Raw genomic sequence first — 25,524 nt, 5'->3', positions numbered from 1 at the left:
TTTCCATACTACCCATTTAAATATATCCTCAAACTCTCTCTTTGCACATTCAAAAACATTAATTCCCTTATTTGAGTCCTAGCACCCACTAAAGAACTATTCTCGGTCATCTCCTTAAAAGCCAAAACACGATCTTCCAATTTCCTTTTCTTAATTGCAAACAAAATCTGCATAACCATCTCATTATCTACTTCAAATTCTATCCTCAACATGTCTTCAAAAAAAACTTCACTAACACCATATCTATCTCTTAAAACCTCTTTTAAATTAAGCAATGAAAAAATCTCATTATTGTCAAATAAGTTTTCAAAGCACAAAAAAACCCTCCTTACATCAACGTCATGTAAGTCACTATCGCTAATATTGCGCCTTATTATATTAAAATAACTAAAATCTTTCAACAAGGCGACTACTAAATATCTCTCATATGTATTTGTTTGATAAGAAGATGAACTCTTTTTAGAATTCTCAATTGCATTTCTTTCCCTAACATCATAGTAATCCTGCCTTAAGGTCTCCAACCTAATGCCAACCCTACTTTCTAGTTTTTCTAAAAGAATATCTCTTTGTGCATTAGTACCCGACAAGCTTATTAATTTAATAAAGATACCAATCATATTATTTAAACCCGAAGTTTTACTTAAGTCATATTTAGCAGAATATCTTTCCAAAAGATATTCAAACGCATCACACTCATTACCAACTAAACCCCCAAGATAAGATGCCCCCCTACTCTTTAAAACATCTGCAGGGTCAAATCCATACTCCATCTTAATTACATCTACATCAATATTAAAGGGCAAACAAATCTGATACGCTTTAAAAGTAGCTAGAAGACCAGCATCATCACCATCAAAACATATTGTTATTTTATCCGCATATCTTCTAATTAAAGCAAGGTGTTCCCTTGAAAAGGACGTACCAAGTGTAGACACCGCAATCTTTACGCCAGCTGTAAAAAAAGCAAGAACATCCATATACCCTTCTGTTAGTATCACCGACTTATTTTCCTTAATAACAGAAAAACCTTCATAAAATCCATAAAGTAACTCCCTCTTCTTAAAAGCAACTGTCTCGCTCAAATTAATATACTTGGGGCCATTTCCCACACCCAAACTTCGGCCTCCAAATCCCACTACATTTCCTTTAAAATCTCTTATCGGGAAAATTAACCTGCCAGATAAAATTGAAAAATTTTGTCTCTTTCTTGAAAAGAGGCCACTCTCGCTTAATGTTTCAGCAGAATATCCTTTTGAAACTAAAAAATTATAAAAACTAAATCCCCCCTCCACATCACATCGCAAATACCCAACACCGAATACACTAACAACTTCCTCTGATATATTTCTCTCCTTAAGAACATAATCCAAAACCTCTTTATTGTTACAAGAAGAAGACAAAAAAAACCTAACCAATCTAGCATTCAAGCTGCATATTCTTGAAACTATTTCTCTATTTTGAACCCCGCCCCTAAACTCAGTAGGTCTCTTAACGTCCTCATACAAGACACCCATTCTACTACATAAAAACTTAACCGCGCTATCATAGCTAAATTTCTCAATATCCATCAAGAATTTTATAACATCTCCACCTTTTTTACACCCGAAACAATAGAAAAACCCTTGAGAAGGATTCACAAAAAAAGAAGCTGTCTTCTCGGCATGAAAGGGACAAAGTCCCTTGTAAGATGAACCTGATTTAAATAATCTAACACGCTCACCTATAAAATCAACAATATCTACTCTGCTCCTAATCAAATCTATAACTTTAGCATACTCCATGTTTCTCAATCCTTGGTAACAAAATTGTAAATATAACTATTTGCAGATAAAAGATGATCACTATAATCTGAAGAAAATTTATGGGCTCCTGTCTTGGGATTTTTTAAAACAAAAAATAAATAATTTGTACTATCCGGCAAAAAAGCCGCCCGCAAAGACACAGCACCAGCATTAGAAATCGGAGTTGGAGGATAACCCTTATTGATATAAGTGTTATAAGGAGACTTAATATCTAAATCTGAAAAATAAATCCTCCTGGGGTGTGGCTTCTTTAACTCTTCAGTAACAATGTACTCTATCGTAGCACAAGATTGCAAGGCCATATTAGACTTTATCCTGTTATAGAAAACAGATGCCATTACTGCAGCTTCACTTTTAACCCTATATTCTCTCTCCACAATAGAAGCAACAATCACCTTATTATAAAGATCTTCACTAGAATAAGATTTATAATCTATCCCCATAGAAACAAGCTTGCTAAAAAAATTACCAACAAATGTTCGAATTACTTCTTTCATGTCCATACCCGCATAGAACTTATAGGTATCTGGAAACAAAAACCCCTCAAGAGAATGATAATCAAGTCCAAGATCACCAATAAACTTAGCATTATTTACCAAATCAATAAAACTCCGAACATCGTAAATAATACCAAATTTACGAAGTTTTAAGGCTATCCTTCTTGCTGTATAGCCTTCGGGTATGGTAATGCTAATGTCAAGAGCAGGATTCCCCCTTAAAAGCTCTTTATACACATCAAAAGTTGAAAAATTCCTGCCAATTAAATATTTGCCTTCCTTAAAACTTTTATCACTACCAAAAATATAGGAAATAGCTATCAAAAGTTTCTCAGATCTAATAAAACCCTGCTTTTTAAGCTCTCTAGCTATTTTCTTAACCCACCACCCCTTCTGAACTTCAAATTCACACAACAACTCAGACTCAGAAGGAGAAGAATTTAAAAAACACAAAAAAAACAGCAAGGAGAAGAGTACGGAGACAAAAACGAAAGAGGGAATAAAAATTTTCTTCATCTTCATAAGAAATCAGAATCTCCTCTAGAGAAAGTAACACTCACAAGCACTACCCAAAATCTCGAAAATACACCCCCGAAATAACACAAGCCAGCCCCGTTAAAACGAACACCAAACCCCTAAAGATGGCAACAACAACCCCACCAACAAGACTCTCTACTGGGGAGGGTGGGATTCGAACCCACGCAGGCAATGCCAACAGATTTACAGTCTGCCCCGGTTAACCACTTCGGTACCGCCCCAAAAGCCGACTGTCGGATTCGAACCGACGACCTGCGGTTTACAAGACCGCTGCTCTGGCCAGCTGAGCTAAGTCGGCACAACACTAACCGCTAGTCTATAATAAATAAAGGATATTAGTCAATAGCAGGCTTTGAAAATCAATAACCTACAGGCCAACAGAAAGAAAACCTTTTATGAAAAAAGCAATAAAACAAACTAGAAAACTAGAAACCAAAATTATGTAATACTTAATCCTTCTCTTCATAAGTAAATAAAAAAATAACAACCTAGTGGCCTCTAGTCCAAAAGAAACAGAGCTTAATACAATCGCAAAATCAAGAGAAAATTGCTGAAAAGCATACATAAAAGTATTATAAGCACCTGCTAAGAACATAAATAAACTGAGCAAGGAATTGAGAAACAATATTATCGCCAACCCCTTAATAAAAACCGACAATAATCTAAATTTATTTACCCTTAAAGCCTTCATAAAAACCTATAAATTCTTAAGTATAAAAAGAGTCTGATCTATGAGAGATAGCACATTGCTGATAACGCAAGATAGGCTTATTTTTTCATTATCTCCTATAGACAACTTATAGGAAACATTTAAAGCACTTTGTATAAAAGCATTATTATTCTCCAAGAGAACAAAATATTTTCTCCTAAGATCAGCAAAACAATCCGCAAATTTGAGCACTAATTTTTCAATAAAACAATTCTCATTCAAACACCATTCCAAAATCTTATCCCTACAAGGATCATCATTACTTTCCTGAATACATCTTTCATATTCCTCATTTTTATCGTTAATCTTGAAATAAAAATCATAAACCTCCTTTCTTAAAGCATTAACACTTTTTTCGAGAGCAACATAAGAATTTCTTATTTCAATATTAGTTACAAGCACCACATTATTCACAGCCTTCAATACTTCCATCATTCTTACATCATAAACAGTCCTAAAAAACTCGTTAAGAAAGTAAAGTTTCTTAAGATTAGAATACTCAATTTCAAGACCTGTGAAAATAATACTATCTAAATCCGTAATGACACTATAATTCTCAATTAAATTTTTAATGTCTTTATTAGCAAGCATTTTTAAATCCGTATCACGATTTTTAACAATCTGTCCGCTAACACTTAAGAACAAAACATTTTCATAAAAACCTCTCAAATCCAAAGGCATACCACGCCGCCTAGGTTGTAAAACTGGATTCTTATAATAAAGTCTAAAAATCTCCAAATAAGGCAATGTCTTCACCAAACCAATAATTTTTGACATAATATTTAAAACATTTTTATATATTATGTCAAACTTCAAAAAACTCTCCTCGTTAAAAATTTCAGTCTCATTAGAACCTATTGTTAAAAAATAATTCCTAACAATAATATTCAAAATTTCCTCATTTATCTCAATACATCTTACCGTATGCAAAAGATCAAAAAAACAATTAAAATACTTATCAACACTCTCAAAATTGGCACTATCTGTACCATCAAACTTGGCAATATCTAGACTTGCATCGTCCAAAAATTCTATACTAAAGAAAGAGAAGAAGGACTTGTAAGGGAAAAAAGCGACACTATTTAGTACATAGAAAAACTCAAATATATCTTCTACAGTTTTGTAAGTTTGCAAAGGAATTGAATTAAGATAGGCACTAATTTTCGCCTTAAGATCCTCTTCTAAATCATTCAGGCTTTTACCTTTCCTTAAATATCTCTCGTATTCTTCTTCACTTAAAAAGTCTTCAATTTTATGCTTGAAATCAGGAATTTTACTATTAATAACTTCAAACATTGCCTGTTCAACAATATTCTTATCATCTAAAATCTTAAAAAATTTTTTAAGCTTCACAGAATAGCGATAGAACTCAAAAAACATCTCCACAAACCCTATATGCAAAACTCCTTTTTTGAAATCTATTACAGGTTTTCCGTAATTCTTATTAAGATTATTTTCTAAGTTTTTCAGAAAATAATTTTTATAAATATCTCCCCTAGCAATATCCCGTTGGAAAAAATTTAAAATATATATCCACACCCTTACTAAAATGGACTCTTTCACCAAATGATCCGATAGAAAATTTTCAATTTGCGACACAGAATCTGAATCCAAACGATCAGAATCATCCACAGATAGCCCAGAAGAATTCAAGCTTAGATTTTTCTTAATCTCCTTTATCAATCTCGTCTTTGTTTCCTTTGAAAGCTTTTCAATAGAATCATGTATACTAGTCTCAGTCTTGCTCATAAAACCTCATGTATAAAAATTAAATCAAAATCTAATAAATACTTCTTATAAATTTCAGAATAAATTAGAATTATAGCCTGATTTTCGAAAAGTATTATTTCAATAATGGTACACTTCAGTATGCATTTAGGCCCTAATAGCAAAGACATAGTAAGAATTGGGAAAATCTTTCACAACAACAACTATGAATTTTTCCTAGTAGGAGGTGCCTTAAGAGATTTAATTCTTAAAAGGACACCTTATGATTTTGACTTTACAACTAATGCAACTCCAGAAGAAATAATGAAACTATTTCCAAATAACATACAAACCGGTATCAAGCACGGAACAGTAAGTATTATTTTTAATAAAAAAATTTTTGAAGTTACTACTTATAGAATAGACAAAGAATATGAAAATAAAAGATTCCCTAGAAAAATAGAATTCACAAAAACCCTAAAAGAAGACCTAAAAAGAAGGGATTTTACAATAAATTCAATTGTAATGAACATACTAAATCATAGGATAATAGATCATTATAATGGAATAGGAGATCTTAACAAAAAAATAATCAAATGTATAGGCAATTCAAACAAAAGGTTTAAAGAGGATGCTCTTAGGATATTAAGAGCATCCCGATTTGCATCTACACTTGACTTTACAATAGATAAACAAACATTAATATCTATGAAATACCAAAAAGAAAATATTTTATCCTTATCAAAGGAAAGAATAAATAACGAATTCATTAAACTTTTAGAAGGTAGAAATCCAATAAAGGGAATCAACTACCTGCAAAAAGTAAATTTTTTTAATCACTTCTTTAACATAGAAATAAATAAAAAGGTAAGAAACAAAATTGCTCTTCTGGACAAAAAAAATTTTTATCTGAAAGCAATTGTTGTTCTTACAATCAAAAAAGACACCTCCACTTTAAGAGAAACCTTAAGATTACTTAAATTTTCAAACAAGGATATAAAGTTAATCCTATTCTATAAATGCGGTTTTAATGAACTTCACACTCTCAAAATCAAAACACTAGCAGATGTTAGAACACTGTTAAGCAAGACCACCAAAGAAAGCTACAAAGAAATATTTGATATATACAAAGCTATTAAAGGTAAAGATCATAAACTCAAATTCATATTAAATAAGATGAAAAGCAAAAACTTGATAAATAATCCTCTATCTCTTAAAGAACTGGCAATAAATGGCTATGATATCAGAAGGCTTAAAATATCGGAAGATAAAAAAATCGGACAAATCCTAAACGACCTACTAAAAAAGGTACTAAACAATCCTAAATTAAATAAAAAAGACACCCTAGTAAAGTATGTAAAGAAAATTAAAGATCAATACTATCAACATTCTTAAGTGCCATCTCAGCGGCTCTCATCTCAGCTTCCTTTTTTGATCTTCCTTTGCCATTTGATATAAACTTATCATCGACATAGAGTTCCACGCAAAAAGTCTTACTATGGTCTGGTCCTATCTCCTTTGCTAACTTATAACTTGGTGAGATTTTATATTTCTTTTGAACATATTCTTGAAGAAGACTCTTATAGTCCTTAAAATCTCCACGATTAAACATCAATCTTATATGAACATCAAAAAGCTCTATCACAAAAACCGAAGCTTTTGAGAATCCACCATCAAGATAAAGAGCGCCAACAAAAGCTTCAATAGCATCAGCAAGGATGCCCTTCTTATTCCGCCCATCATTGCTCTCCTCCCCCCTACCAAGCAAAAGATAATTTCCAAGATCAAGCTCCCTAGCTATACTAGAAAGAGAATCTTCACTAACAATATAAGACCTGGCCTTACTGAGCTCCCCCTCACTCTTATCAGGATACAATCTATACAAATAATCTGTAATAACAAGGTTGAGAACAGAATCTCCTAAAAACTCCAGTCTCTCATTATTGATAGACTTCTGATCTAACTCATTAGCATATGACGAATGACTTAAAGCCGTATTCAAAAGACCCAAATCACCAAAGCCAATATGTAAACTCATCAGAAACTTATCTAACTGCTCCTTTCGTCCCTCCTCAAAATTCATCTCAACAGAACCCCTTTATCTCAATCCTTCCTCTTCTCAATAAAGGTAACAACATCACCTACCGTCTCAAATTCACTAGCTTCATTTTCCGGAATCTTATCATCAAATGCCTCCTCCAGTAAATATAAAAGTTCATAAATATCAAGACTATCTGCCCCAAGATCCTCAACAAACCTAGACTCCATGGTAACCTCGTCCTCTCTCTTATCAAGTTGCTCAGATATAATAGACCTAATCTTCTTAAAGATTTCACCTTGTTCCATAAATGTACAACCCTCGCCCTACCTACAAACCCAATTCTAAGTACTGATTATTCCTGTAATAACCACACTTCGAGCAAAGTCTATGCCTCATCCCAAGGTTACCACAGTTTGAACATTCTTGCAGTTGTGGCACTCTCTTTCTCATATTCACACTACGCCTCGTCCTACTTCTGGACTTCGAAGGCTTAAATTTAGGAACAGCCATTTCCTTGTCTCCTTACAAACAACAAGCTTATCTTAATAATATATATATTATCAAGCCCATTTGTCAATAAACTTAGATTTCAACTTATTTTGTACTAATTCAGGAATAAAACTCGTAAGATCAAAATTCTTATTTTCCATTAATTCTTTAACGAAATCTGACCTTATAAACAAATACCTAGCGCTACTTGGCAAAAAAACTGTATCCACCGCAGAACTAAGTTCACTGTTGATAACATACCTCTCAAATTCACATTCAAAATCATGAAAAGCCCTCACACCCCTTACAATAAAACCAACATTATGGCTTAAAGCATAATCGACAACCAATCCGTCATGTCTATCCACAAATACTTCTGAAAGAGATAAAGACCTTATAACCTCACAGGTAAGTTCATACCTCTCAGATCCGCTCAGCAAATAACTTTTACTACTATTTTTAGCAACAAGAACAATAACCTTATCAAAAATAGAAGATGCCCGCTTGACTAACTCAATATGTCCCCAAGTAATAGGATCAAACGAACCAGGAAACACCGCTATCCTCATGATCAATAAAATCTAAATCCCCTATTCATGCCCTCAAGAATCTTTTTGCGCCAAACAGGTCGCCCTTCCAAGTTTTCAAAATCAATTTCTCTGATTATTTTAAAAGACAAATTACTCCCCCTAATAAGCCTGTTTACAACAAAAAATTTACCAACTCCCCCGTACACCAAATCTTCCTCTTTTAAAAGATTATTCTCCATCCTTATCTTACTGACAGCACAATCAAAATGTATAGGCTTATCTTCGTTATCAAACTTCATAGACATGCAAGAAGCAATGTCTTTAATTTGCTTACCACACATAGGACAGGTGCTTTTATCAACAATCCTTGGCCTAAACTCTCTGTCAGATTCTTTTGGTTTGTTAACCCTATGGCCTCCCCCTGTACTGTTGAGATGATGAGGACTGACAGACTTGCTACTGGAAACGAAAGAACCGTTCTTTTGTTTCTTAAAATCAGAACCTGACTTTCCCTTCTTCCAATAAAAAGCTCTACTAGTCTTTTGAATATCACCTCGACTCCCCTCGCCCTGTTCAGATCTCAACCATTATCTCCTAAGCCAAAACAGTAAAATAAAGCACTCGCCACACTAGGACAAGCTTACCACCTTCCCCTTATCACTTAAACACCCAAACCCTCGACATCTTAAAACCTCCAACACACCCCATTCTCCTCACTTATACTAAAACCCGACCGTAGCTAAGCCAAAAGCCAACAATCTTCTTCACTAATTTTGAGAAGTATTTGTATTATTTGTGCGCTTAACATGAACACGCTCCTTAACCTTCATAGCAGACTTACCAAGTCTGCCCCTCATATAGTAAAGTTTGGCTCTCCTTACCTTACCTCGCTTTAAAACTTGAACCTTCTCCAAAACAGGAGAATGCATCGGAAACACCTTCTCAACTCCAATTCCCGAAGAAATCTTTCTAACTAAAAAAGTCTGACCAATGCCTTTATTTTGAATAGAAATTACAAGACCTTCAAAATTTTGTGTTCTCTCGCCACTTCCTTCAATAACCCTATAACTAACACGCACAGTATCCCCTACCCTAAATTCAAAAACTTCCGTTCTCCTTCCTTTAGCACCAATCTGTCCTATTAAATCCATCACCTTCTCCCTTAATTTCTAAATACCTAAGGTACAAATCGTACCGATTCTTTCTTGTTTTCTCGACAGCTCTATCAAACCTCCATTTCCTTACTTTCTCGTGATGCCCCGAAAGAAGCACACCAGGTACTCTCAGCCCCCTAAATTCACAAGGCCTAGTATAATGAGGATACTCAAGCAAGCCACATCTGCCACTAAAAGATTCCTCGAGCAAGGATTCTGGACTTATCACGCCATCCAATAATCTATATATACTATCTACTAAAACAAGAGCAGCGACTTCACCCGAAGAAAGCACATAATCCCCAACCGAAATCTCAAGATCAACATATAAATCAACCACACGTTGATCGAGCCCCTCGTACCTCCCACAGATTATAACAAGTTCCTTTTCTCTTGACAAGTCATAAGCTAATTTCTGATCGTACTTCAGGCCAGACGGACTTAAAAATATTGTAGTTTTTTCTTTTGAATTCACATAATCAAGCGCATCTGACACAGGCTGAGCCTTTAAAACCATCCCCGCTCCACCGCCATAAGACACATCATCACATCTTCTATGTTTATTATTAGAAAAATCACGAATAGAAATGAGCTCATAACTCACAATACCCCTATCCACAACCTTCTTCATTATCGAATTCTCAAAAAATGGAGCAATTATTGACGGAAACAAAGAAAGAATAGTAATCCTCATCTTAAAAGCTCTAACATTTTAAGCTCAATAATCCTCAACTTTGTATCAATCTTACCAAGATAAACCTCTAAGAAGGGAATAAAAAACAATCTATCTCCGACTTTAACTTCAAGAAGAACACAATTTCCGCATTCTAAAAAGGAAACAACAACCCCCAATCTCTTTCCGTCGTTAACGATACCATAACCAACAAGCTCCCCAAAATAATACTCACCCTCTTCCAACTGGGCCGCAAAATCATCACTCACCCACAGCTCAAAACCAACCAAGTCCTTAATACTCTCAGGAGAATTAAGTTCCTCAAACTTTAACAACAACACACCATTAACTAAAGATACATTTTCAACCTTAACCTCAATCGAAGAACAGCGATCCTTCCTTAAAACCACCTTATTTCCCTTTAAGCCTAAAAATTCCTCAAAACCATTGGACACACTCCTAACCTTAGCATACCCATTAACCCCATAAGAAGACACCACCACTCCCTTTACAAACATAGACTAGTCCAAAATTTCTAACTGAACTCTCCTATTTGTTTTTGCAGCACAAGCACTAAGCAATGTCCTAATAGCCCTTGCAATGCGACCCCTTCTTCCTATTATTTTTCCAACATCACTTGTAGAAACCCTCAACTCCAAAATAGTTGACTTCTCACCCTCAACCACATTCAACTTAACTTCATCGCGTTTATCCACAAGAGATTTTACCACAAATTCTATAAGTTCTATTTCATTACCGTACTCTTTCATCAAAGCCCTCCTAGCCTCCTACCTTAAATCTATTTTTATTCAAAAGCTTCTTCACTGTATCACTTGGAGTAGCCCCCTTATTTACCCAATCCTTAAACCTATCTTCGTTTATCTTAATCTGGTTTTGCTTTTCAACAGGATGATAATACCCAAGCTCCTCAATAGCCCGCCCATCTCTGGGCGAAGCAGAATTCATCACTACAATTCGATAATAAGGCCTTTTTTTTGCTCCCATCCTTTTCAATCTTATCCTAACGCTCAATTTACCACTCCTCCTTTTCCTCCCAAAAGAGATGCTATCTTATTTTGAAAGCTCTTATTTTTCATTTTTTTCATCGCCAAAGTTGTCTGACTAAATTTTTTAATAAGCTTGTTAACTTCAAAAACTGTTGTTCCACTCCCCAAAGCTATTCTCCTCTTCCTCGAAGGATTGTTTAAAACAACAGGATTCAATCTCTCTCTCCTAGTCATGGAATAAATAATCGCCTCCTCTCTTTTAAGTTCCCTCTCATTAACTCTAGAACTCAACACTTCAGAAGAAACACCCGGAAGCATTCCCATCAAACTAGAAACACCACCCATATCTCGCACGTATTTAAATTGACTCAAATAGTCTTCAAAATTAAATCCAACTTTTCTGATCTTTTCTTCAAGCCTTAAAGCTTCTTCTTTATCTATAGCAGTTTGGGCTTTCTCAACAAGACTAACAACATCTCCCATGCCAAGAATTCGTGAAGCAATCCTATCCGGATAAAAAATATCAAGGTCCTCCGGCCTTTCCCCAACACCCACAAATTTAATAGGAACCCCGCAAATAGTCTTAATTGACATAACTGCCCCGCCCCTAGCATCAGAATCAAATTTTGTAAAAATCACACCCGTAATTCCAACCCTATCATTAAATTCCTTAGCAATATTTGCAGCAACCTGACCCGTCATGGAATCCGCCACCAATATCGTCTCCACAGGAGTCAACATCCCTTTAATCTCTTTGATTTCTCTTAATAATAATTCCTCCACCTCAAGACGCCCTCTAGTATCTACTATGATAGTGTCAAAAAGCTCCGACTTGGCATACTTAACAGCTGCCCTAATAACCCTAACAGAATCCGTCTCCCCAGCAATCTCAAAAACAGAAACACCAATTTGACTTCCCAAAATCTTTAATTGATCACCTGCGGCCGCCCTAAAAGTATCCCCAGCAACAAGAAGAACCTTCCTGCCATCTCTCTTAAGTCGCAGCGCAAGTTTCACGCAAGTTGTAGTCTTACCAGATCCCTGAAGTCCAACCATCAAAATAAACGACTGTTTATTTACAGGATTTAAAACGAGTTCAGAATGTCTATCTCCCAAAAAACTTACAAGCTTATCATTAACAATCTTAATAAACTGAGACCCAGGATCAACACCCCTTAAAACCTTGATTCCCCTAGCCTCTTCCACAACAGCACCAACAAAACGCCTTACAACTCTCAAATTGACATCAGCATCAACTAAAGCATCCTTAATAGTGCACACTGACTCCTCAATATTCCTCTCCCCTATCACAGATTTTCCAGAGATATACGATACAAAATTCCTAAAACCTGCCCCCAGCTCACCAAACACTAAAAACTATCCTCATTTGCAAAATATTACAGAGTATACGATACAAAAAAAGAAAACATTAATCAATATCTCCTCCTGTTAAATAAAACTTATTAAAAATAACGCTAGACGCAGGCCCAATAACAGACACTTCCGTATCAAGAGAACTAAGTTTTAACACAATACTCTCTTTGTTTAACTTCTTTATTTCCTCTTTCAATAAGTCAAAAAAACTTTTAAGTTTAAAACTTTGTCCATAAAGCACCAAATAATTAAAATCAAGAATTCTTTGAATATTAATTATAACTATCGCTAAATACTTTATTGTATCCTCCATTATTTTTCTCACAAATTCATATTTTTCATGAAGAGAAAAAATATCATATATAGTAACCTTCTTAAGCCTACCTTCATACTTGTCATAAAGCTCAGGAATCTCACCATTCATAAACTCTTTTGATATTAGACGCTGGAGCGCAAAATTGGATATTAACATATTAACACACCCCTTATTTCCACAAGTGGGACAATTTTTCTCACCCCCATAGTCAATAACCATGTGACTAACCATGCCAGATTTATTATTAAATCCAGAATAAACATTGCCCTCAGCCCAAATGGAAAGCTCAGCAGTATCTGTGTAATCAAAAAACATGATATTATCCACGCTCTTACCCATAAATTCAGCAAGAGAAAGATTTTTAACATAACTCTCAAGATACACCGTTAGTGAAAAATATTCCTCCAGTATAGCCTTAACAGGTACATCCCTCTCAACCCATGCTCCATGGCTATCATTAACAATCCCAGATTCCTTATCCTTAATTATTCCAGTAATACTAAATCCTAATCCAATAAACTTATCTCTTGAAAAATTATGCTTCCATATAATCTCAATCATATGATCCTTAATTTTTTCCAAAATTTCATAAGCACTAACTGGGGGCTCGAAGGAATAAGTTTCACTTATTAAAACCTCACATTTAAGATTTGCAATTCCTATTTGAAAATAATTACTCGAAATAATTACTCCCATTGAATATGCAAAATCCTTGTTGATATCAAGAAGTATCTCTTTTCGTCCGTGTTTCTTAATATCCGTTTCCTTTGACCCAACTTCAACTAAAATATTTTCCTTAATCATCTGATTAGTAAGAATTGTAACAGCAGCATTCGTTAATGATAATCTACGGGCTAAATCTGTTCTCGAATACTGCATATTCTTCAAGCTAAGGAGTATTTTCTTCCTATTCCCACCTCTGATTGAAACCATGTTCTCACCTTGCATAACATAACCTCCTTTATTTTTAAAATAAAAAAATATTAATAATAAGACATGATATCAAAAAATCACCATAATATTCTAGTAGAACTTAAAAGACAAAAAATCTTTTTTTTAAAGAATAAAATTATATTTTAATCAATTTATTAAAACCGCGGCAAAATACTTAAACACTAAAGCCCACTATCAATCATAAAGCCTTAGTATTCCAAGAAATAAAAACGAGTACGCAAAACAAACACGAACCGCACACCCTAACTTAGGTACACGGAACATACATTAAACAATAGAACCCAAAACTAAATTGGAAAACTAAACCTACATTTTTGCCATTAAAAATCAATCTACAAAACGTGTATGTTCAACTTTCCATTTTTCAACCTTAACTCCTATCCACAAAGTATAAATCCCAAGAGTAATAACACAAAAAACCCACCAGGTGATCCAATGCCCCAAAAGATTTGCACCATCTCCCTCAAACTTCAAACGACGTCCTTCAATAACAGTGTGATCAACATGAAACTTGCACACCATACAATAGGCCCAAGGAAAACAAAATCCAAGAGTACAACAAGTCATAACGGCCGCACCAACATATACACAAACTGATTCATAAACGCCTCCATCAAAATAAGACTTACTTGACATACTAAAACGCTCCTTAATTGATTACTTTTAATAAAAAATAAAATGTTTTACCCTAATAGATACAACATTTTCAACAATAATCAATCCCACTTCTCCCTAAAGTAAGAAAATTCCATAGTAAAGGTCCCCCTTCCCTTAGTAGAGCTCCTGAGAGTAGAAGTATATCCAAAAAGTTTTTCAAAAGCTGCCTCGGCCTTTATTATCTCACAATCCTCAACACTATTAATGGAATGAATAATTCCACCAACATAATTTAATGTAGAGACCACATCTCCTGTATATTCAACGGGAATCCTAATTTCCAGAATCATTATAGGTTCTAACTTAACAGGACTAGCTTTTTTAAAAAGTTCATGAAATGCAAGTCCTGATATTGACTCAATAGCAAATTCATTAACCTTACCTTTATCATAAGTTAACGAAGTAATCTTAACTCCTGTGTCTATGATAGGATATCCAATAACACCACTTGAAAAGGAAGAGAAAATCCCTTTAGTTATTGCCGTTCTAAACAAAGGCTCAACATCACATTCGAAATCAATCTTGTTTCCCACTCCCCTGTCTAAAGGAGTAATAACCATACCAATTTTTAAATTCAGTTCTTTACCTGCAAAAATATTACTAAATTCAAATACATCATCAACCTTTAAACTTAAACTTTCCCTATAACTTACCTGAGGTTTTCCCACATAAACATTGAGTTTAAACTCATCTCTAATTCTTGTGATAATGATATCAAGATGTAATTCACCCATTCCAGTAATAAGTAATTGCCCTGTTTCCTTGCTCTCACTATAGCTAAAAGTGGGATCCTCCTTAGCTATTATTTCAAGCACCTCCTTAAGTCTAGAATCATCAGATGTTCTTTCTGGCTCAATAGATATCAATACAACTGGCTCTGGAAATATTGGAGGCTCAAGTAAAATTTCATTCCCTTCCTCAACAAGGGTATCTCCCGTTACAGAATGTTTGAGCCCAATAACTGCTCCAATATCTCCTGCCACCACCTCATCAATCTGCTCATTCTTATTTGAAAAAACCCTAAAAATTCTTGTAAACTTTTCAACCTTATTCTTAGCAACGTTGATAATCTTTTTTGAAGAATTAATTTCTCCTGAATACACCCTAATAAAATAAAGATGTGCAGCAATTGCACTAAAATACTGAACTTTAAAGACAAGTGCCGATAATCCTTTCTCACGAGTAGAATCAATTAGTATATCTTTCTCTTCCCTCAAAGAATATGCATTAAAATTTTTCTCAAAAGGACTCGGAAGATAATCCACAACGGCATCCATTAAAGGCTCTATTCCAATATTTTTAAGACTAGTTCCCACCAAAACGGGAACAATAGACCCACTAATCGTATTCTTTCTAACCTCTTCTACTATGACAGATTCGTCAATCTCACGATTTTCAAGAAAAAGCTCAGTAATCCTTTCACTAAAATTACTAAGAGAATCTATTAGCCTTTCTTTAAAAATTCTAACACCTTCTGCAAGCTCTCGGCGCACCTTACTCTCGATCACAAACGGCTTGCCCTCTTCAAGCTCAAAACGCAATTCCTTATTTCGAATTATATCTACCATGCCTTCAAAATTATTTTCACTCCCAATTGGAATCTGCAAAACTATTGGGACAACATTAAATTTGTTTTTTATATCCTCAACAACCTTTAAAAAATCAGCGCCTACTCTGTCCATTTTATTAATATAAGCAAGTCTTGGAATGCCATATTTTGACGCTTGTTTCCATACTGTTTCCGTCTGCGCCTGCACACCATCAACAGCACTAAAGATAACAATCCCTCCATCAAGAACACGAAGAGACCTCTCTACCTCAGCCGTAAAATCAACGTGCCCAGGAGTATCAATAATATTTATCTGATGGTCCCTCCAATAACAAGTAATAGCAGCAGAACTAATTGTAATACCCCTATCTTGCTCTTGTGCCATCCAGTCAGTAATGGTATTACCAGAATCAACATTGCCTATCTTATGAGTTTTTCCAGTGTAATATATTATCCTTTCCGTGGTAGTAGTTTTCCCAGCATCAATATGTGCCATAATCCCAATATTCCTAATTTCCATAACGTCCTCAAACACAAGCTAAAGCTATAGAATTACTATAGCTTTACATAAACCAAATACAACTATATCATTAATTCACGCGCATAAAATAATTTTTTGAACTTGCCTCCATCATACCACAAGCTTAATAATATACCGAAAGGTTAATGTTCCCCTTTGCAGTCCTTCCCTTCATAACTTGAACATTTACAGCTTTTCCCTTCACAGCCTGTACATTCGCAATGACTCATCAAAGATCTATACATCCATAAATATTTTTCAAGCGAAACCATAATATCATCTAGAATATTAGCTGATCCATAATCAGATGCATCCTCTACAATACCTCTTGTCTCAAAAATATTTTTAAGAATGATACCAAGGTCATTAACGATCCCATTTACTGAGAGAGAAAAACTTGAAGCTGACTCCATACTAAGTTCCTTAACAAAAGAACTTTTAGCAAATTCAGAATATCTAAACTCAGATTCATAACCCAAAGCCCTAGATCTCTCAGCTAGAACATCAATAACCTCTGAAATATATTCATAAAGTTTTTGCGTTCTTTTATGAATTACAAAAAAATTAACACTCTTTATATTCCAATGAATACCCCTTAAATTAGAATAAAAAACATGAAGTCCTGACAACAACTCTTGCAACTTTAGATTTATTTTATCTGAGCAATCTTTTTTTAAATAATCCAAATGATTTAACATATTGCCTCCCTATTAAGATCAGTTAGACATATGGTATGATAGTATCATTTTAGTATAGGTAGGGTAATTATGCAAAGAAAAATTATTTTCATCATTTTAATTCTTACAACTCAATTTATACCCTTAAGTGCAGCTCAGGCCCTAAAATTTCTATACTCCTCGATTCATCAATTAAGAGACAGTCTAAATTTGAAAAAATTAAAAATAGACGAAACTCTTGAGATGGTAGCAAAAGAATACGCAGCAAACCTCAGTAAACATAATGTACTAACTCACACTCTTTTTGGTACAACTCCAATGCAAAGAGTTAAAAAATACGACAAATATTTTTGCAGAATAAAAGAAATCTTAGCAACGGGTATGAATGTTAGAGATGTAACAGAAGCTTGGCTTGAAAGTCCACCTCACAAAGAGGCTCTTTTAAATAAAGATACAAGCAAAATGGGTGGCCATATTATAAGAACACAGAACAACGAAAACATATTCATAGTCATATTTGGAGAAAAATTTAAAACAAATTGACAGGAATAAATACTATCCTATATAATGTCTACTAGCATAAAAAGGGTTCATAGCTCAGTTGGTCAGAGCGCCTGCCTTACAAGCAGGATGTCGGGGGTTCGACTCCCTCTGAACCCAAATTTTTTTTGGCCGGGTCCTTTGGCGTGCGTTCCCTGTTCCAGGAAGAGAGTTTTTCAAGGAGTCGAAAGTCTCGACTCTTCTGCCTAGAATTCCGGCGGTTCTTTTTTGTGACGCACACTTTAGTGATGTCAGTAGTGCGACCGATGTTAATTAGAGGCTTTAGGGTTGGCGCCAAATTGATACCCAAGGTTCTGGTATAAACTACCTACTTTTAAGTTAAACCTTAAGGACCATGGGCTTCAAGATCAAATTAATGTTATTCTTTTCTAGATCCTTACCCAATTTTTTCAGGGCTATCGTGGCTTCGTATTCATCTTTAAAGGCCAAAATAAAAGCTCCACCTCGACCTGCTCCGCTTAGTTTGCCAGCAAGAGCTTTAAATTCTTTCCCTCTCCTGATTATGTAATTAAGAGTATCCGAGGATAAATCTAGAGAATTTAGGCAACTATTTGCAATATTTATATTATTTACTAGTGAAGAAAAATCTCGCTTACAAAAAGCAGAATAAGAACTTTTAGTAATAGATCCTAATTCTTCGATAATCTTAAATAATTTGTTATTAAGGACTACTTTATGGTTTAAATCAGACACTATTTCTCTCGTTGTCGTCCCCCTTTTTACTGCTCCTATTAAGAAATAAAAATTACAAGGTTCCATTTTTTGAGCACTAAAACCATTATTCTTATTTTCTAAATAAAAAATCCCATTCAACTCGATTAATAAAATATCCATGCCAGACGACCTGCCATGAAAAATATTTTCAATTTCACGTGCCAGCAGAATCTTATCGCACTTCTCATACTCGTTATGCGACACAATATACTCTGCAAAGCACAAACTAAGACTAGCAGAAGATCCAAGACCAACTCCAACTGGAATCTCTGAAAATATTAAAAATTCAATGGGTCTCGCCTTACTAAAGCTATTTTTAATAAAACTCACCACCTTATCTATTTTTAAGGAAGGAACTCCTAGATACTTCCAAGAAACAGAAAAGACATATACTAAATGCATATAAAGAGGTATTGTTGCACCAATAACTGGAAACCCATAAACAGCACTGTGCTCACCGAAGAGTAATATCTTAGAAGATTTTTTTATTACAAACATCTACTTCTAAATTCTTACACCGTCCAAATCTAAATTTATCAAGCTAAGATTGAACTGCTTAAAAACTTTGAAATTTGGTTTATGCACTAAAAAAGTTTCGTTCCCAGCTCCCAAAGCTTTAATCAAAGCACACTCATTTTCAAGATAAGCAAGATTTAAGGGTAAATCAGCCGAAATTCCTATCCTTTTTCCAATTTCCAATCCTACATTCTTTGCTTCCCCCAAACTAGACAGAAAACAAAAATAAGAATTACTGGATCTCAGAACAATTTCCCTCATCACAATATTCATATTCTCTATAAAATCAATCAAAGAGGCTCGCTGTTCATTGTATTTAATAATCGAACTAGTGGTTTTCACTTCCTGACTGCCCTGCATTAAATAAAAATCACTAAAGTCTATTTTCTTTAAAAGTTTATATGCGGGAACATTTCCTCCCTCAAATTGAACAACCCCACCAAAAATACTAGTTGCAATATCATATCCACTACCCATGCCCCCTTGAGCATGCCTATAAGCATCGAGGCAACACCTGAAAATCTCATCTCTATTAAAATGATTAGTGGCTCCGCACAGCAAAAAAATCCCACAAACAATTCCAACAGCAACAACCGCACTAGATCCAAACCCCTTCTTCACACCACCAGTTAAAAAAAAAGCACTCGTATCAATATAAACATCACAAGGAAAATCTTCCAAGTTAGCAAAATATTTTCGCTTCAAATATCTAAACATTTGAAAAACAAAATCATCTTCATTTTTTACCAAAGAAAAAACCTCAGTTTCAGTTTTTTTGCTAAAAAAACGCCAATCATTACTTCTCTTAAAAGTGAAATAAGCTTTTTCACTAATTGCAATTGAGAGTCCAAGTCCACCCTCTTCCAAAATGGAATATTCGCCCATTAATAGCAAATTACCAGGTACAGAAAAATTAATTAAATCCATTCTAAACCACTGCCAACCCTTGAGACAATAAAATCAACATTCCCAAACTTTCTACTAAGTCCATCTAAAATCAATTCTACGTCTTTCTTTAAGCAAAACATCTTAACCTGAGGCCCAGCATCCATTGTCTCAAAAACAGGAATGCCTCTACTTCTAAGGGCGGTAACATACTTTATTATTTCTATGGTACTACTTTTAAAATAGATGACAGAAGATGATAACATTAAAGCAAACATATCCTGATAACTTTTTACAATATTGAACCCAAGGCCATAAAAATCGCCTCTTAAAAAAAAATATAAAGCCTCCTTAAATATTGCTCGACTAGATTTAATCCAAGCTTCCCAATAAAATTTGTTTTTCATGCAAAGTTTCATGGCATCTCTTGAAGAAATCTCCTTTTCGCTCTTATCGACTATGGCAAATATTATGCACAAATCATTAAAATGATTTGCACTATCTATACAGAATGCACTACTAGCACCCTCCCTTAAAAGGGTAAATCCACCATAAATAGCTCTAGCTCCTGACGCTGACCCTATTCTTGCAAGTTCTGAAGCTTTTTGATGAGAATATTGGTTAAAATATTTTAAAATACAGGCAGCAATAGACGCAAAACCAGAACTTGAACTTGCAAGACCAACGGCCGTTGGAAAATTATTTTCACTACTAACTTTAAAACCAACATTAGGTTCATTTAAAATCTTTCTCGCATAATTAAAAAATTTTCTCTCTCTTTCCTGCAAGACGACATCCTTTGAATTTAAGGTTATTTCATCCTTATTTGAAATCTCAAGCTCGCTTGTTGAATAAAATGCATCAACACTTACGGCAATACTAGAGGTGGCTGGAATATTTAAAAAGCTATCCCTCTTCCCCCAATATTTAATCAATGCCAAACTGGCATTGACCTTGCACCCAACACTCATATTGCCCTTAGTCCCTTTAAGATCTTAAGACCAAAATTAAGAGAATAGATTTCACTACTTCTCATCTCAAATAATATCTCCTCTCTCTCTTCTTTAGAAATATTATAATCCCTTTCAAGCATATATAAAATTTTATTAACATGTAATCTCATATGTCCCTTCTGAATTCCATCAAGTGCAAGTGCCTTTAAGGCTGCAAAATTACTTGCAAGGCCAACACAAGAGAGGACTCCCATAAATTCTTTTCTACAACCTATCCCCATAATCTTAAAGCTTAGTATGGCTGCTTCGTGAGAATTTACAGCCCCTCCCTTCACCCCAACTTGCAAGGGAAGTTCAATCTCGCCAACTAAATTGTCATCTGAAATATAAAACTTACTAAGGGGTAAGTACTTACCATTCCTTGACGCAAACTTATGTATGCACGCCTCAAGGGCTCTTGTATCATTAAGCGTTGCCAAACACAATCCCGTAATGCCATTCATAATACCCTTATTGTTGGTAACAGCACGCTCTTCTTCAAAAAAGCCTATCTTTGAAATAAGAGCAATATTTTGAGCCAAACTTAAAGATTTTTCCCTGTCTTTAAGCAATTCACCAATATTTAACTTAAAATTGGCTTTTACGATAAATTCATTTAAATCATTGCTTAAAATTTTCAAAACGCACTCATAACCAAACTCCAAAGTAAGATGATATGCGACTCTCTCAGCAACTGAATTAAGCAAATTTGCGCCCATACTATCACAAACGTCAATATAAATATTTAACTTTTGAATACCAATTTCGCCAATAAACCTAGTCGAAAGCCTTTTAAGGCCTCCACCCCTTTCTTTCATTCTACATAAAAGAGGGCTAGCCCAAGTATCAACTTTATCAAATAGGGAAAGCATTGTATTGCTTAAATCTTCATCTACCTTGATATAAATTTGAGCAATACCCAATATCTCACCCACAAAATACTCCAAATTAGCATTGCTCAGCACTTTAGCTGCCCCATTTAGTGCAGCTATAACCGAAGGCTCTTCTGTTGCAATAGGGACAGCATAATATTTCCCATTTATCTTTAAATTCTTAACAATACCGACAGGTAAGGATAAATAGCCGATATAATTTTCGATCATGCTAAAAAGAAAATTTTCATCAACAGAATCATAAAAGAAATCACCTACGTCTATCTTTAATAGGCTTTTTATTTCTTCTCTTTTTTCTGTAGTACTCTTATTTCTAAAATCTTCACTAAGTCTCATAAGAATCTTGAAATTGCTTTAAATTCAATAACAACGGATAACTTAAATAATACTTATTTACCCTAAGCTCTGATATGTCCTTGCTATCACTTAAAAGCATAGACATTTTTAAAACATATTCATAATCTCTTAAAAGCTTATATAAGCCATCCTCGCCTTCATTACAAAAAGCCCTAAGAATAGGAGCTGCGACACCTACTAATTTAGCCCCAAGAGCAATCCCCTTAGCAATATCCATTCCAGACTCATATCCACCTGATGCAAAAACTTTATCTTTATGTGCTTCGTTAATACTCATCAATGTCAAAACTGAAGATATACCCCAACCAGAGAAACAAGAAGCAACTTCTAACTTTCCTTCCTTAATTCCTTCAACCAAAACCCAATTAGTCCCACCACTACCTGCAAGATCGACATAAGACACCCCAAGGTCTAACAAGTTAACAACTGTTTCAGGTGACATCCCAAAACCAGTTTCCTTAACAATCACTGGTAAACTTGATGACGAACAAAGCTTTCCAACCGAAGCCCTTATTCCTTTAAAACTTCTCTCCCCTCTAGAATTCATTAATTCTTGTCCCGTATTCAAGTGGACAATCACAGCATCAACCTCAAGTCTCTTATTCATCTCAATTATTTTTAAAGCTCCAAATTCTCTTACCTGAGTAGCACCAATATTTGAAAATAAAGGAATATTATCAGCATATTTTCTTAAAGCAAATTCTTCAGTATATTCAGGATATTTAAATAAGAGCTTAAAAGAACCCAAACTCATTGGAATTCTTAAATCATTTGAAACCTTAACAAGAGATCTATTTAGTCTACTCCCATCCCTAATACCTCCCGTCATTGATGACACAAAAACGGGCATAGAGACCTTGTAGCCAAATATACTCTCACTCGTATCTATTTCATCAAAATCAAGCTCACTGAGCGCACTATGCTTTAAATTAACAAAATCTAAAAGATTATCCCCCTGGCTAACATCCGATTTATTTAAACAAATTTCGATGTGTCTTCTCTTATTCTCTAATATGTTAAGCTCGATACCCATAAACTCGGTATCCGTCTTCCCTAATTTTTTCTAAATAAAATCCATCCGATTCGCCTGGGATTATCTTATTTTCAAAAAAATTCCTATATTCATCAAAATTTGCATTGTGTCTTACGGACAAGACTTTGTCGATATTCCAAGTCTTGACAACAGAATATGCATCTTTTTCAACCAAAAGTTCGTAAACAACCATAATATTGCCGGATCCATAAGAGCAAAAAAGTATCTTCTCTCCGCTAATATCCTTCTTTGAAAATACCCTCTTTAAATAAGTCATTAAAGATAAAAATATTGAACCCGTATACAAATTCCCCACTTCCCTAGAAGCCTCAACAGAATCATAAAAATCTATCGACTCTAAATAATCATTACAAACAGACTCATCTTCACTATAATATTTCTTTAAAATGTAGTGCATTGAGTCTATGGGCATTTGTGCAAAAGGAACATGTAAAACAAACCTATATTTAGAAAATAAATCCTTAATGCTCATGCTTTTCTTATACGCAAAGTTTGCCAAGGCCTCTTCGTTTGCTCTATTGTAGCATTCAATGGAATAACGTCCCTTTACCCTAGCTTCAAGGCTTCCAAACGGTCTAAAAAAATCATCGACATCATCCGTATAAACCCCAAATTCAGACAAATTAATAGATAATATTCTAGGGTTCTGCTCAATAAGCAAAGCCACAGCCCCAGCTCCCTGAGTAATCTCGGCTGTAGTGAGGGGACTATAATGTGCAATATCACTAGAAAATACCACCCCATATTCAGACTTATCTAGGTGGCTTATAATACTCGCAGCACTGTGCAAAGAAAGCACAGCACCCGCACATGCATGCTGTACCTGATAGCTCAAAAAATTATTTTTCAAGTAAATACCAGCCACCCCAAGGGCCCCGTGAACGTAAGACGAAATCGATTTTGAACAATCCACCCCTGTTTCCGTTCCACCTAAAAACACCCTTATCTTTTCTAAATCAAGATTGTTTTTGTCAAAAAGAAGCTTAACAGCAGAACTAGCCATCGTAACACTATCTTCATTAGGACTTGTAAATCTGAACCCCCTCTGAAGAGTCGAATCTATTGCTTTATTTAACTTTTTTAAAAAATTCTCATCGGATTTATATAAAGAATTTTCTAAAAGAACAGAAAAATCTAAATAATTTAGAGGCAAAAAAACTCTAATATCGCTTATACCTACTCGCATCGCTTCCCCCAACTAAAGATTTGCACACATTATACTATAGATATACTATAGATTATAAAAAACATCAAAATTAGATATGCTATAATTCGGGAAGAAACAGGTTATGAAGATAGCAGTACTCTTATCTGGGGGAGTAGACAGCTCCGTGGCTCTTTATGAAATGATAAAGAGAGGGTGTGAACATATAAAATGTTATTATCTGAAAATTTGGCTTGAAGATGAGCTTTCCCACATTGGAGAGTGTCCTTGGAAGGAAGACATTGAGTATGTAGAAGCTATCTGCAAAAAATTTAACGTACCGTATGCAATTATCAATCTACAAGATGAATATTACAAAAGAGTAGTGACTTATGCTATTGAGGAATTAAAAATTGGAAACACTCCAAGTCCGGATATATTTTGCAACACGAGGATAAAATTTGGAGCTTTCTTTGATAAAGTCAATGAGCACTATGATTTAATTATTACAGGTCATTATGCCAAAATTGAAACTAATAACAATCATCATATACTGAAACAGGCTAAGGATAAAATCAAAGATCAAAGTTACTTCTTGTCCAACCTCTCTAGGGAACAACTGTCAAAGCTATATTTCCCTCTAGGGAACCTACTAAAAGCCGAAGTGAGGAAGATAGCACAGGAAATAGATTTGCCCAACAAAAACAGAAAGGATAGCCAAGGGATTTGTTTTTTAGGAAAAATAAAATACGATGAATTTGTCAAATATCATCTAGGAGAACTTAAGGGTAACATAGTTGAAAAAGAGACAGGCAAAATACTTGGGACTCATAATGGTTACTGGTTTTTTACAATCGGACAAAGAAAAGGAATTAAACTCAGCAACGGCCCTTGGTTTGTGATAGAGAAGGATATTGAAAATAACATCATCTATATATCAAACAGTAAAAACTACCCAAAACAAGGAAAACAAAAATTTTTAGTCCATAAAACGAACTGGATAAATAAACCATCAAGCCACGGAAACCTAAGCGTTAAAATAAGACACGGAGAGCAAAAAACACGATGTAAAATAGAAATGCTAGAAAAAGACCTCATACAAGTCTACCTACAAAAAGAAGACTACGGGATCTCCCCTGGACAATTCTGCATATTTTACGAAGAAGACGAATGCCTAGGGGGAGCTAAAATTCTTAAAGCATTAGCCTAGCAAAC

Annotated in this window: 29 protein-coding genes and 3 tRNA genes; 4 read left to right on the top strand and 28 right to left on the bottom strand. The window is 34.7% G+C overall.

Going from position 1 to position 25,524, the window contains the following annotated elements:
- Positions 1-8 precede the first annotated feature (8 nt).
- The 7 genes from dnaG to QYZ68_RS03630 form a co-directional block, all read right to left on the bottom strand.
- On the bottom strand, positions 9-1,781 hold the full coding sequence (dnaG, locus tag QYZ68_RS03660; RefSeq protein WP_301384212.1) for a DNA primase: 1,773 nt from the start codon (positions 1,779-1,781) through the stop codon (positions 9-11).
- A 5-nt stretch (positions 1,782-1,786) separates the two neighbouring features.
- On the bottom strand, positions 1,787-2,821 hold the full coding sequence (gene mltG, locus QYZ68_RS03655) for an endolytic transglycosylase MltG (protein WP_301384211.1): 1,035 nt from the start codon (positions 2,819-2,821) through the stop codon (positions 1,787-1,789).
- Positions 2,822-2,864: 43 nt separating this feature from the next.
- On the bottom strand, positions 2,865-3,008 hold the full coding sequence (locus QYZ68_RS03650; protein ID WP_301384210.1) for a hypothetical protein: 144 nt from the start codon (positions 3,006-3,008) through the stop codon (positions 2,865-2,867).
- Positions 2,976-3,057 (bottom strand) — tRNA-Tyr (locus QYZ68_RS03645). The genes QYZ68_RS03650 and QYZ68_RS03645 overlap by 33 nt, the downstream gene beginning before the upstream one ends.
- A gap of 3 nt (positions 3,058-3,060) precedes the next feature.
- Positions 3,061-3,134 (bottom strand) — tRNA-Thr (locus QYZ68_RS03640).
- A 69-nt stretch (positions 3,135-3,203) separates the two neighbouring features.
- Positions 3,204-3,527 carry a hypothetical protein gene (locus QYZ68_RS03635; RefSeq protein WP_301384209.1) on the bottom strand — a complete coding sequence of 108 codons (324 nt, stop codon included), beginning with the start codon at positions 3,525-3,527 and terminating at the stop codon, positions 3,204-3,206.
- A 6-nt stretch (positions 3,528-3,533) separates the two neighbouring features.
- Positions 3,534-5,294 carry a hypothetical protein gene (locus tag QYZ68_RS03630; RefSeq protein ID WP_301384208.1) on the bottom strand — a complete coding sequence of 587 codons (1,761 nt, stop codon included), beginning with the start codon at positions 5,292-5,294 and terminating at the stop codon, positions 3,534-3,536.
- A gap of 120 nt (positions 5,295-5,414) precedes the next feature.
- Between QYZ68_RS03630 and QYZ68_RS03625 the strand changes: the two genes are divergently transcribed.
- Positions 5,415-6,647 (top strand): CCA tRNA nucleotidyltransferase, encoded by a 1,233-nt coding sequence (locus QYZ68_RS03625; RefSeq protein WP_301384207.1) that lies wholly within the window; start codon positions 5,415-5,417, stop codon positions 6,645-6,647.
- On the opposite strand, the gene rnc is transcribed toward QYZ68_RS03625, so the two are convergent.
- The 15 genes from rnc to QYZ68_RS03550 form a co-directional block, all read right to left on the bottom strand.
- Positions 6,619-7,335: a ribonuclease III gene (rnc, locus tag QYZ68_RS03620; protein WP_301384206.1), complete on the bottom strand. Its 717-nt coding sequence runs from the start codon at positions 7,333-7,335 to the stop codon at positions 6,619-6,621. The genes QYZ68_RS03625 and rnc overlap by 29 nt on opposite strands.
- A 20-nt stretch (positions 7,336-7,355) precedes the next feature.
- The gene (acpP, locus tag QYZ68_RS03615; protein ID WP_301384205.1) at positions 7,356-7,598 is read right to left on the bottom strand and encodes an acyl carrier protein; all 243 of its coding nucleotides are present in this window, start codon (positions 7,596-7,598) and stop codon (positions 7,356-7,358) included.
- A gap of 22 nt (positions 7,599-7,620) precedes the next feature.
- A complete protein-coding gene (gene rpmF / locus QYZ68_RS03610; RefSeq protein ID WP_301384204.1) occupies positions 7,621-7,803 on the bottom strand; it encodes a 50S ribosomal protein L32 in 183 nt (60 codons plus the stop codon).
- A gap of 50 nt (positions 7,804-7,853) precedes the next feature.
- Positions 7,854-8,351 carry a pantetheine-phosphate adenylyltransferase gene (gene coaD / locus QYZ68_RS03605; RefSeq protein WP_301384442.1) on the bottom strand — a complete coding sequence of 166 codons (498 nt, stop codon included), beginning with the start codon at positions 8,349-8,351 and terminating at the stop codon, positions 7,854-7,856.
- A gap of 2 nt (positions 8,352-8,353) precedes the next feature.
- Complete coding sequence (locus QYZ68_RS03600) at positions 8,354-8,896, bottom strand: hypothetical protein (protein WP_301384203.1); 543 nt, start codon at positions 8,894-8,896, stop codon at positions 8,354-8,356.
- Positions 8,897-9,079: 183 nt separating this feature from the next.
- Positions 9,080-9,463 (bottom strand): 50S ribosomal protein L19, encoded by a 384-nt coding sequence (gene rplS / locus QYZ68_RS03595; protein ID WP_301384202.1) that lies wholly within the window; start codon positions 9,461-9,463, stop codon positions 9,080-9,082.
- Entirely contained in the window at positions 9,435-10,160 is a 726-nt protein-coding gene (gene trmD, locus QYZ68_RS03590) for a tRNA (guanosine(37)-N1)-methyltransferase TrmD (RefSeq protein ID WP_301384201.1), read from the bottom strand. Before trmD ends, rplS begins: the two co-directional genes overlap by 29 nt.
- Positions 10,157-10,657 (bottom strand): ribosome maturation factor RimM, encoded by a 501-nt coding sequence (gene rimM / locus QYZ68_RS03585; protein ID WP_301384200.1) that lies wholly within the window; start codon positions 10,655-10,657, stop codon positions 10,157-10,159. Before rimM ends, trmD begins: the two co-directional genes overlap by 4 nt.
- A 3-nt stretch (positions 10,658-10,660) precedes the next feature.
- Positions 10,661-10,909 (bottom strand): KH domain-containing protein, encoded by a 249-nt coding sequence (locus tag QYZ68_RS03580; RefSeq protein ID WP_120104466.1) that lies wholly within the window; start codon positions 10,907-10,909, stop codon positions 10,661-10,663.
- Positions 10,910-10,919: 10 nt separating this feature from the next.
- Positions 10,920-11,171 carry a 30S ribosomal protein S16 gene (rpsP, locus tag QYZ68_RS03575; RefSeq protein WP_301384199.1) on the bottom strand — a complete coding sequence of 84 codons (252 nt, stop codon included), beginning with the start codon at positions 11,169-11,171 and terminating at the stop codon, positions 10,920-10,922.
- Entirely contained in the window at positions 11,168-12,517 is a 1,350-nt protein-coding gene (ffh, locus tag QYZ68_RS03570; protein ID WP_301384198.1) for a signal recognition particle protein, read from the bottom strand. Before ffh ends, rpsP begins: the two co-directional genes overlap by 4 nt.
- Before the next feature lie 58 nt (positions 12,518-12,575).
- Positions 12,576-13,784, bottom strand: coding sequence for a host adaptation transcriptional regulator BadR (gene badR / locus QYZ68_RS03565; protein WP_301384197.1), 1,209 nt, complete (start codon positions 13,782-13,784; stop codon positions 12,576-12,578).
- A 333-nt stretch (positions 13,785-14,117) separates the two neighbouring features.
- Positions 14,118-14,426, bottom strand: coding sequence for a DUF6693 family protein (locus QYZ68_RS03560; RefSeq protein ID WP_301384196.1), 309 nt, complete (start codon positions 14,424-14,426; stop codon positions 14,118-14,120).
- A gap of 80 nt (positions 14,427-14,506) precedes the next feature.
- On the bottom strand, positions 14,507-16,516 hold the full coding sequence (gene fusA / locus QYZ68_RS03555) for an elongation factor G (RefSeq protein WP_301384195.1): 2,010 nt from the start codon (positions 16,514-16,516) through the stop codon (positions 14,507-14,509).
- Positions 16,517-16,659: 143 nt separating this feature from the next.
- Positions 16,660-17,214, bottom strand: coding sequence for a Dps family protein (locus QYZ68_RS03550; RefSeq protein ID WP_301384194.1), 555 nt, complete (start codon positions 17,212-17,214; stop codon positions 16,660-16,662).
- Positions 17,215-17,283: 69 nt separating this feature from the next.
- On the opposite strand from QYZ68_RS03550, the gene QYZ68_RS03545 reads away from it, so the two are divergent.
- Both QYZ68_RS03545 and QYZ68_RS03540 read left to right on the top strand, forming a co-directional pair.
- Complete coding sequence (locus QYZ68_RS03545) at positions 17,284-17,736, top strand: CAP domain-containing protein (RefSeq protein ID WP_301384193.1); 453 nt, start codon at positions 17,284-17,286, stop codon at positions 17,734-17,736.
- 43 nt (positions 17,737-17,779) lie between these two features.
- A tRNA-Val gene (locus QYZ68_RS03540) sits at positions 17,780-17,853 on the top strand.
- A gap of 219 nt (positions 17,854-18,072) precedes the next feature.
- Here the strand turns inward: QYZ68_RS03540 and mvk are convergent.
- Genes mvk through QYZ68_RS03510 form a run of 6 tightly spaced genes read right to left on the bottom strand, consistent with a single transcriptional unit; the run spans position 18,073 to position 24,351 of the window.
- Positions 18,073-18,966 carry a mevalonate kinase gene (gene mvk, locus QYZ68_RS03535; RefSeq protein WP_301384192.1) on the bottom strand — a complete coding sequence of 298 codons (894 nt, stop codon included), beginning with the start codon at positions 18,964-18,966 and terminating at the stop codon, positions 18,073-18,075.
- A 6-nt stretch (positions 18,967-18,972) separates the two neighbouring features.
- Positions 18,973-19,911 carry a GHMP family kinase ATP-binding protein gene (locus tag QYZ68_RS03530; RefSeq protein WP_301384191.1) on the bottom strand — a complete coding sequence of 313 codons (939 nt, stop codon included), beginning with the start codon at positions 19,909-19,911 and terminating at the stop codon, positions 18,973-18,975.
- Positions 19,902-20,840 carry a diphosphomevalonate decarboxylase gene (gene mvaD, locus QYZ68_RS03525; protein WP_301384190.1) on the bottom strand — a complete coding sequence of 313 codons (939 nt, stop codon included), beginning with the start codon at positions 20,838-20,840 and terminating at the stop codon, positions 19,902-19,904. Before mvaD ends, QYZ68_RS03530 begins: the two co-directional genes overlap by 10 nt.
- The gene (locus QYZ68_RS03520) at positions 20,837-22,090 is read right to left on the bottom strand and encodes a hydroxymethylglutaryl-CoA reductase, degradative (protein ID WP_301384189.1); all 1,254 of its coding nucleotides are present in this window, start codon (positions 22,088-22,090) and stop codon (positions 20,837-20,839) included. Before QYZ68_RS03520 ends, mvaD begins: the two co-directional genes overlap by 4 nt.
- Positions 22,080-23,144 carry a type 2 isopentenyl-diphosphate Delta-isomerase gene (gene fni, locus QYZ68_RS03515; protein WP_301384188.1) on the bottom strand — a complete coding sequence of 355 codons (1,065 nt, stop codon included), beginning with the start codon at positions 23,142-23,144 and terminating at the stop codon, positions 22,080-22,082. Before fni ends, QYZ68_RS03520 begins: the two co-directional genes overlap by 11 nt.
- Positions 23,128-24,351, bottom strand: coding sequence for a hydroxymethylglutaryl-CoA synthase (locus QYZ68_RS03510; protein WP_301384187.1), 1,224 nt, complete (start codon positions 24,349-24,351; stop codon positions 23,128-23,130). The genes fni and QYZ68_RS03510 overlap by 17 nt, the downstream gene beginning before the upstream one ends.
- Positions 24,352-24,454: 103 nt before the next feature.
- Here QYZ68_RS03510 and mnmA point away from each other — a divergent pair, with 103 nt between their 5' ends.
- Entirely contained in the window at positions 24,455-25,519 is a 1,065-nt protein-coding gene (gene mnmA, locus QYZ68_RS03505) for a tRNA 2-thiouridine(34) synthase MnmA (protein ID WP_301384186.1), read from the top strand.
- The last annotated feature ends 5 nt before the right edge of the window (positions 25,520-25,524 follow it).

Origin of the sequence: Borrelia sp. P9F1, from assembly GCF_030436115.1 — a bacterium.
Classification (GTDB): Bacteria; Spirochaetota; Spirochaetia; order Borreliales; family Borreliaceae; genus Borrelia.
The sequence above is the reverse complement of the archived record's forward strand: the minus strand, read 5'-3'. Positions and strand labels throughout refer to the sequence as shown.

What these genes read in the sequence shown, in the direction of transcription:
- dnaG (WP_301384212.1), bottom strand. Translation starts at nt 1,781, where the DNA reads ATGGAGTATGCTAAAGTTATAGATTTGATTAGGAGCAGAGTAGATATT.
- mltG (WP_301384211.1), bottom strand. Translation starts at nt 2,821, where the DNA reads ATGAAGATGAAGAAAATTTTTATTCCCTCTTTCGTTTTTGTCTCCGTA.
- QYZ68_RS03635 (WP_301384209.1), bottom strand. Translation starts at nt 3,527, where the DNA reads ATGAAGGCTTTAAGGGTAAATAAATTTAGATTATTGTCGGTTTTTATT.
- QYZ68_RS03630 (WP_301384208.1), bottom strand. Translation starts at nt 5,294, where the DNA reads ATGAGCAAGACTGAGACTAGTATACATGATTCTATTGAAAAGCTTTCA.
- QYZ68_RS03625 (WP_301384207.1), top strand. Translation starts at nt 5,415, where the DNA reads ATGCATTTAGGCCCTAATAGCAAAGACATAGTAAGAATTGGGAAAATC.
- rnc (WP_301384206.1), bottom strand. Translation starts at nt 7,335, where the DNA reads ATGAATTTTGAGGAGGGACGAAAGGAGCAGTTAGATAAGTTTCTGATG.
- acpP (WP_301384205.1), bottom strand. Translation starts at nt 7,598, where the DNA reads ATGGAACAAGGTGAAATCTTTAAGAAGATTAGGTCTATTATATCTGAG.
- rpmF (WP_301384204.1), bottom strand. Translation starts at nt 7,803, where the DNA reads ATGGCTGTTCCTAAATTTAAGCCTTCGAAGTCCAGAAGTAGGACGAGG.
- coaD (WP_301384442.1), bottom strand. Translation starts at nt 8,351, where the DNA reads ATGAGGATAGCGGTGTTTCCTGGTTCGTTTGATCCTATTACTTGGGGA.
- rplS (WP_301384202.1), bottom strand. Translation starts at nt 9,463, where the DNA reads ATGGATTTAATAGGACAGATTGGTGCTAAAGGAAGGAGAACGGAAGTT.
- trmD (WP_301384201.1), bottom strand. Translation starts at nt 10,160, where the DNA reads ATGAGGATTACTATTCTTTCTTTGTTTCCGTCAATAATTGCTCCATTT.
- rimM (WP_301384200.1), bottom strand. Translation starts at nt 10,657, where the DNA reads ATGTTTGTAAAGGGAGTGGTGGTGTCTTCTTATGGGGTTAATGGGTAT.
- QYZ68_RS03580 (WP_120104466.1), bottom strand. Translation starts at nt 10,909, where the DNA reads ATGAAAGAGTACGGTAATGAAATAGAACTTATAGAATTTGTGGTAAAA.
- badR (WP_301384197.1), bottom strand. Translation starts at nt 13,784, where the DNA reads ATGCAAGGTGAGAACATGGTTTCAATCAGAGGTGGGAATAGGAAGAAA.
- QYZ68_RS03560 (WP_301384196.1), bottom strand. Translation starts at nt 14,426, where the DNA reads ATGTCAAGTAAGTCTTATTTTGATGGAGGCGTTTATGAATCAGTTTGT.
- fusA (WP_301384195.1), bottom strand. Translation starts at nt 16,516, where the DNA reads ATGGAAATTAGGAATATTGGGATTATGGCACATATTGATGCTGGGAAA.
- QYZ68_RS03550 (WP_301384194.1), bottom strand. Translation starts at nt 17,214, where the DNA reads ATGTTAAATCATTTGGATTATTTAAAAAAAGATTGCTCAGATAAAATA.
- QYZ68_RS03545 (WP_301384193.1), top strand. Translation starts at nt 17,284, where the DNA reads ATGCAAAGAAAAATTATTTTCATCATTTTAATTCTTACAACTCAATTT.
- mvk (WP_301384192.1), bottom strand. Translation starts at nt 18,966, where the DNA reads ATGTTTGTAATAAAAAAATCTTCTAAGATATTACTCTTCGGTGAGCAC.
- QYZ68_RS03530 (WP_301384191.1), bottom strand. Translation starts at nt 19,911, where the DNA reads ATGGATTTAATTAATTTTTCTGTACCTGGTAATTTGCTATTAATGGGC.
- mvaD (WP_301384190.1), bottom strand. Translation starts at nt 20,840, where the DNA reads ATGAGTGTTGGGTGCAAGGTCAATGCCAGTTTGGCATTGATTAAATAT.
- QYZ68_RS03520 (WP_301384189.1), bottom strand. Translation starts at nt 22,090, where the DNA reads ATGAGACTTAGTGAAGATTTTAGAAATAAGAGTACTACAGAAAAAAGA.
- fni (WP_301384188.1), bottom strand. Translation starts at nt 23,144, where the DNA reads ATGGGTATCGAGCTTAACATATTAGAGAATAAGAGAAGACACATCGAA.
- QYZ68_RS03510 (WP_301384187.1), bottom strand. Translation starts at nt 24,351, where the DNA reads ATGCGAGTAGGTATAAGCGATATTAGAGTTTTTTTGCCTCTAAATTAT.
- mnmA (WP_301384186.1), top strand. Translation starts at nt 24,455, where the DNA reads ATGAAGATAGCAGTACTCTTATCTGGGGGAGTAGACAGCTCCGTGGCT.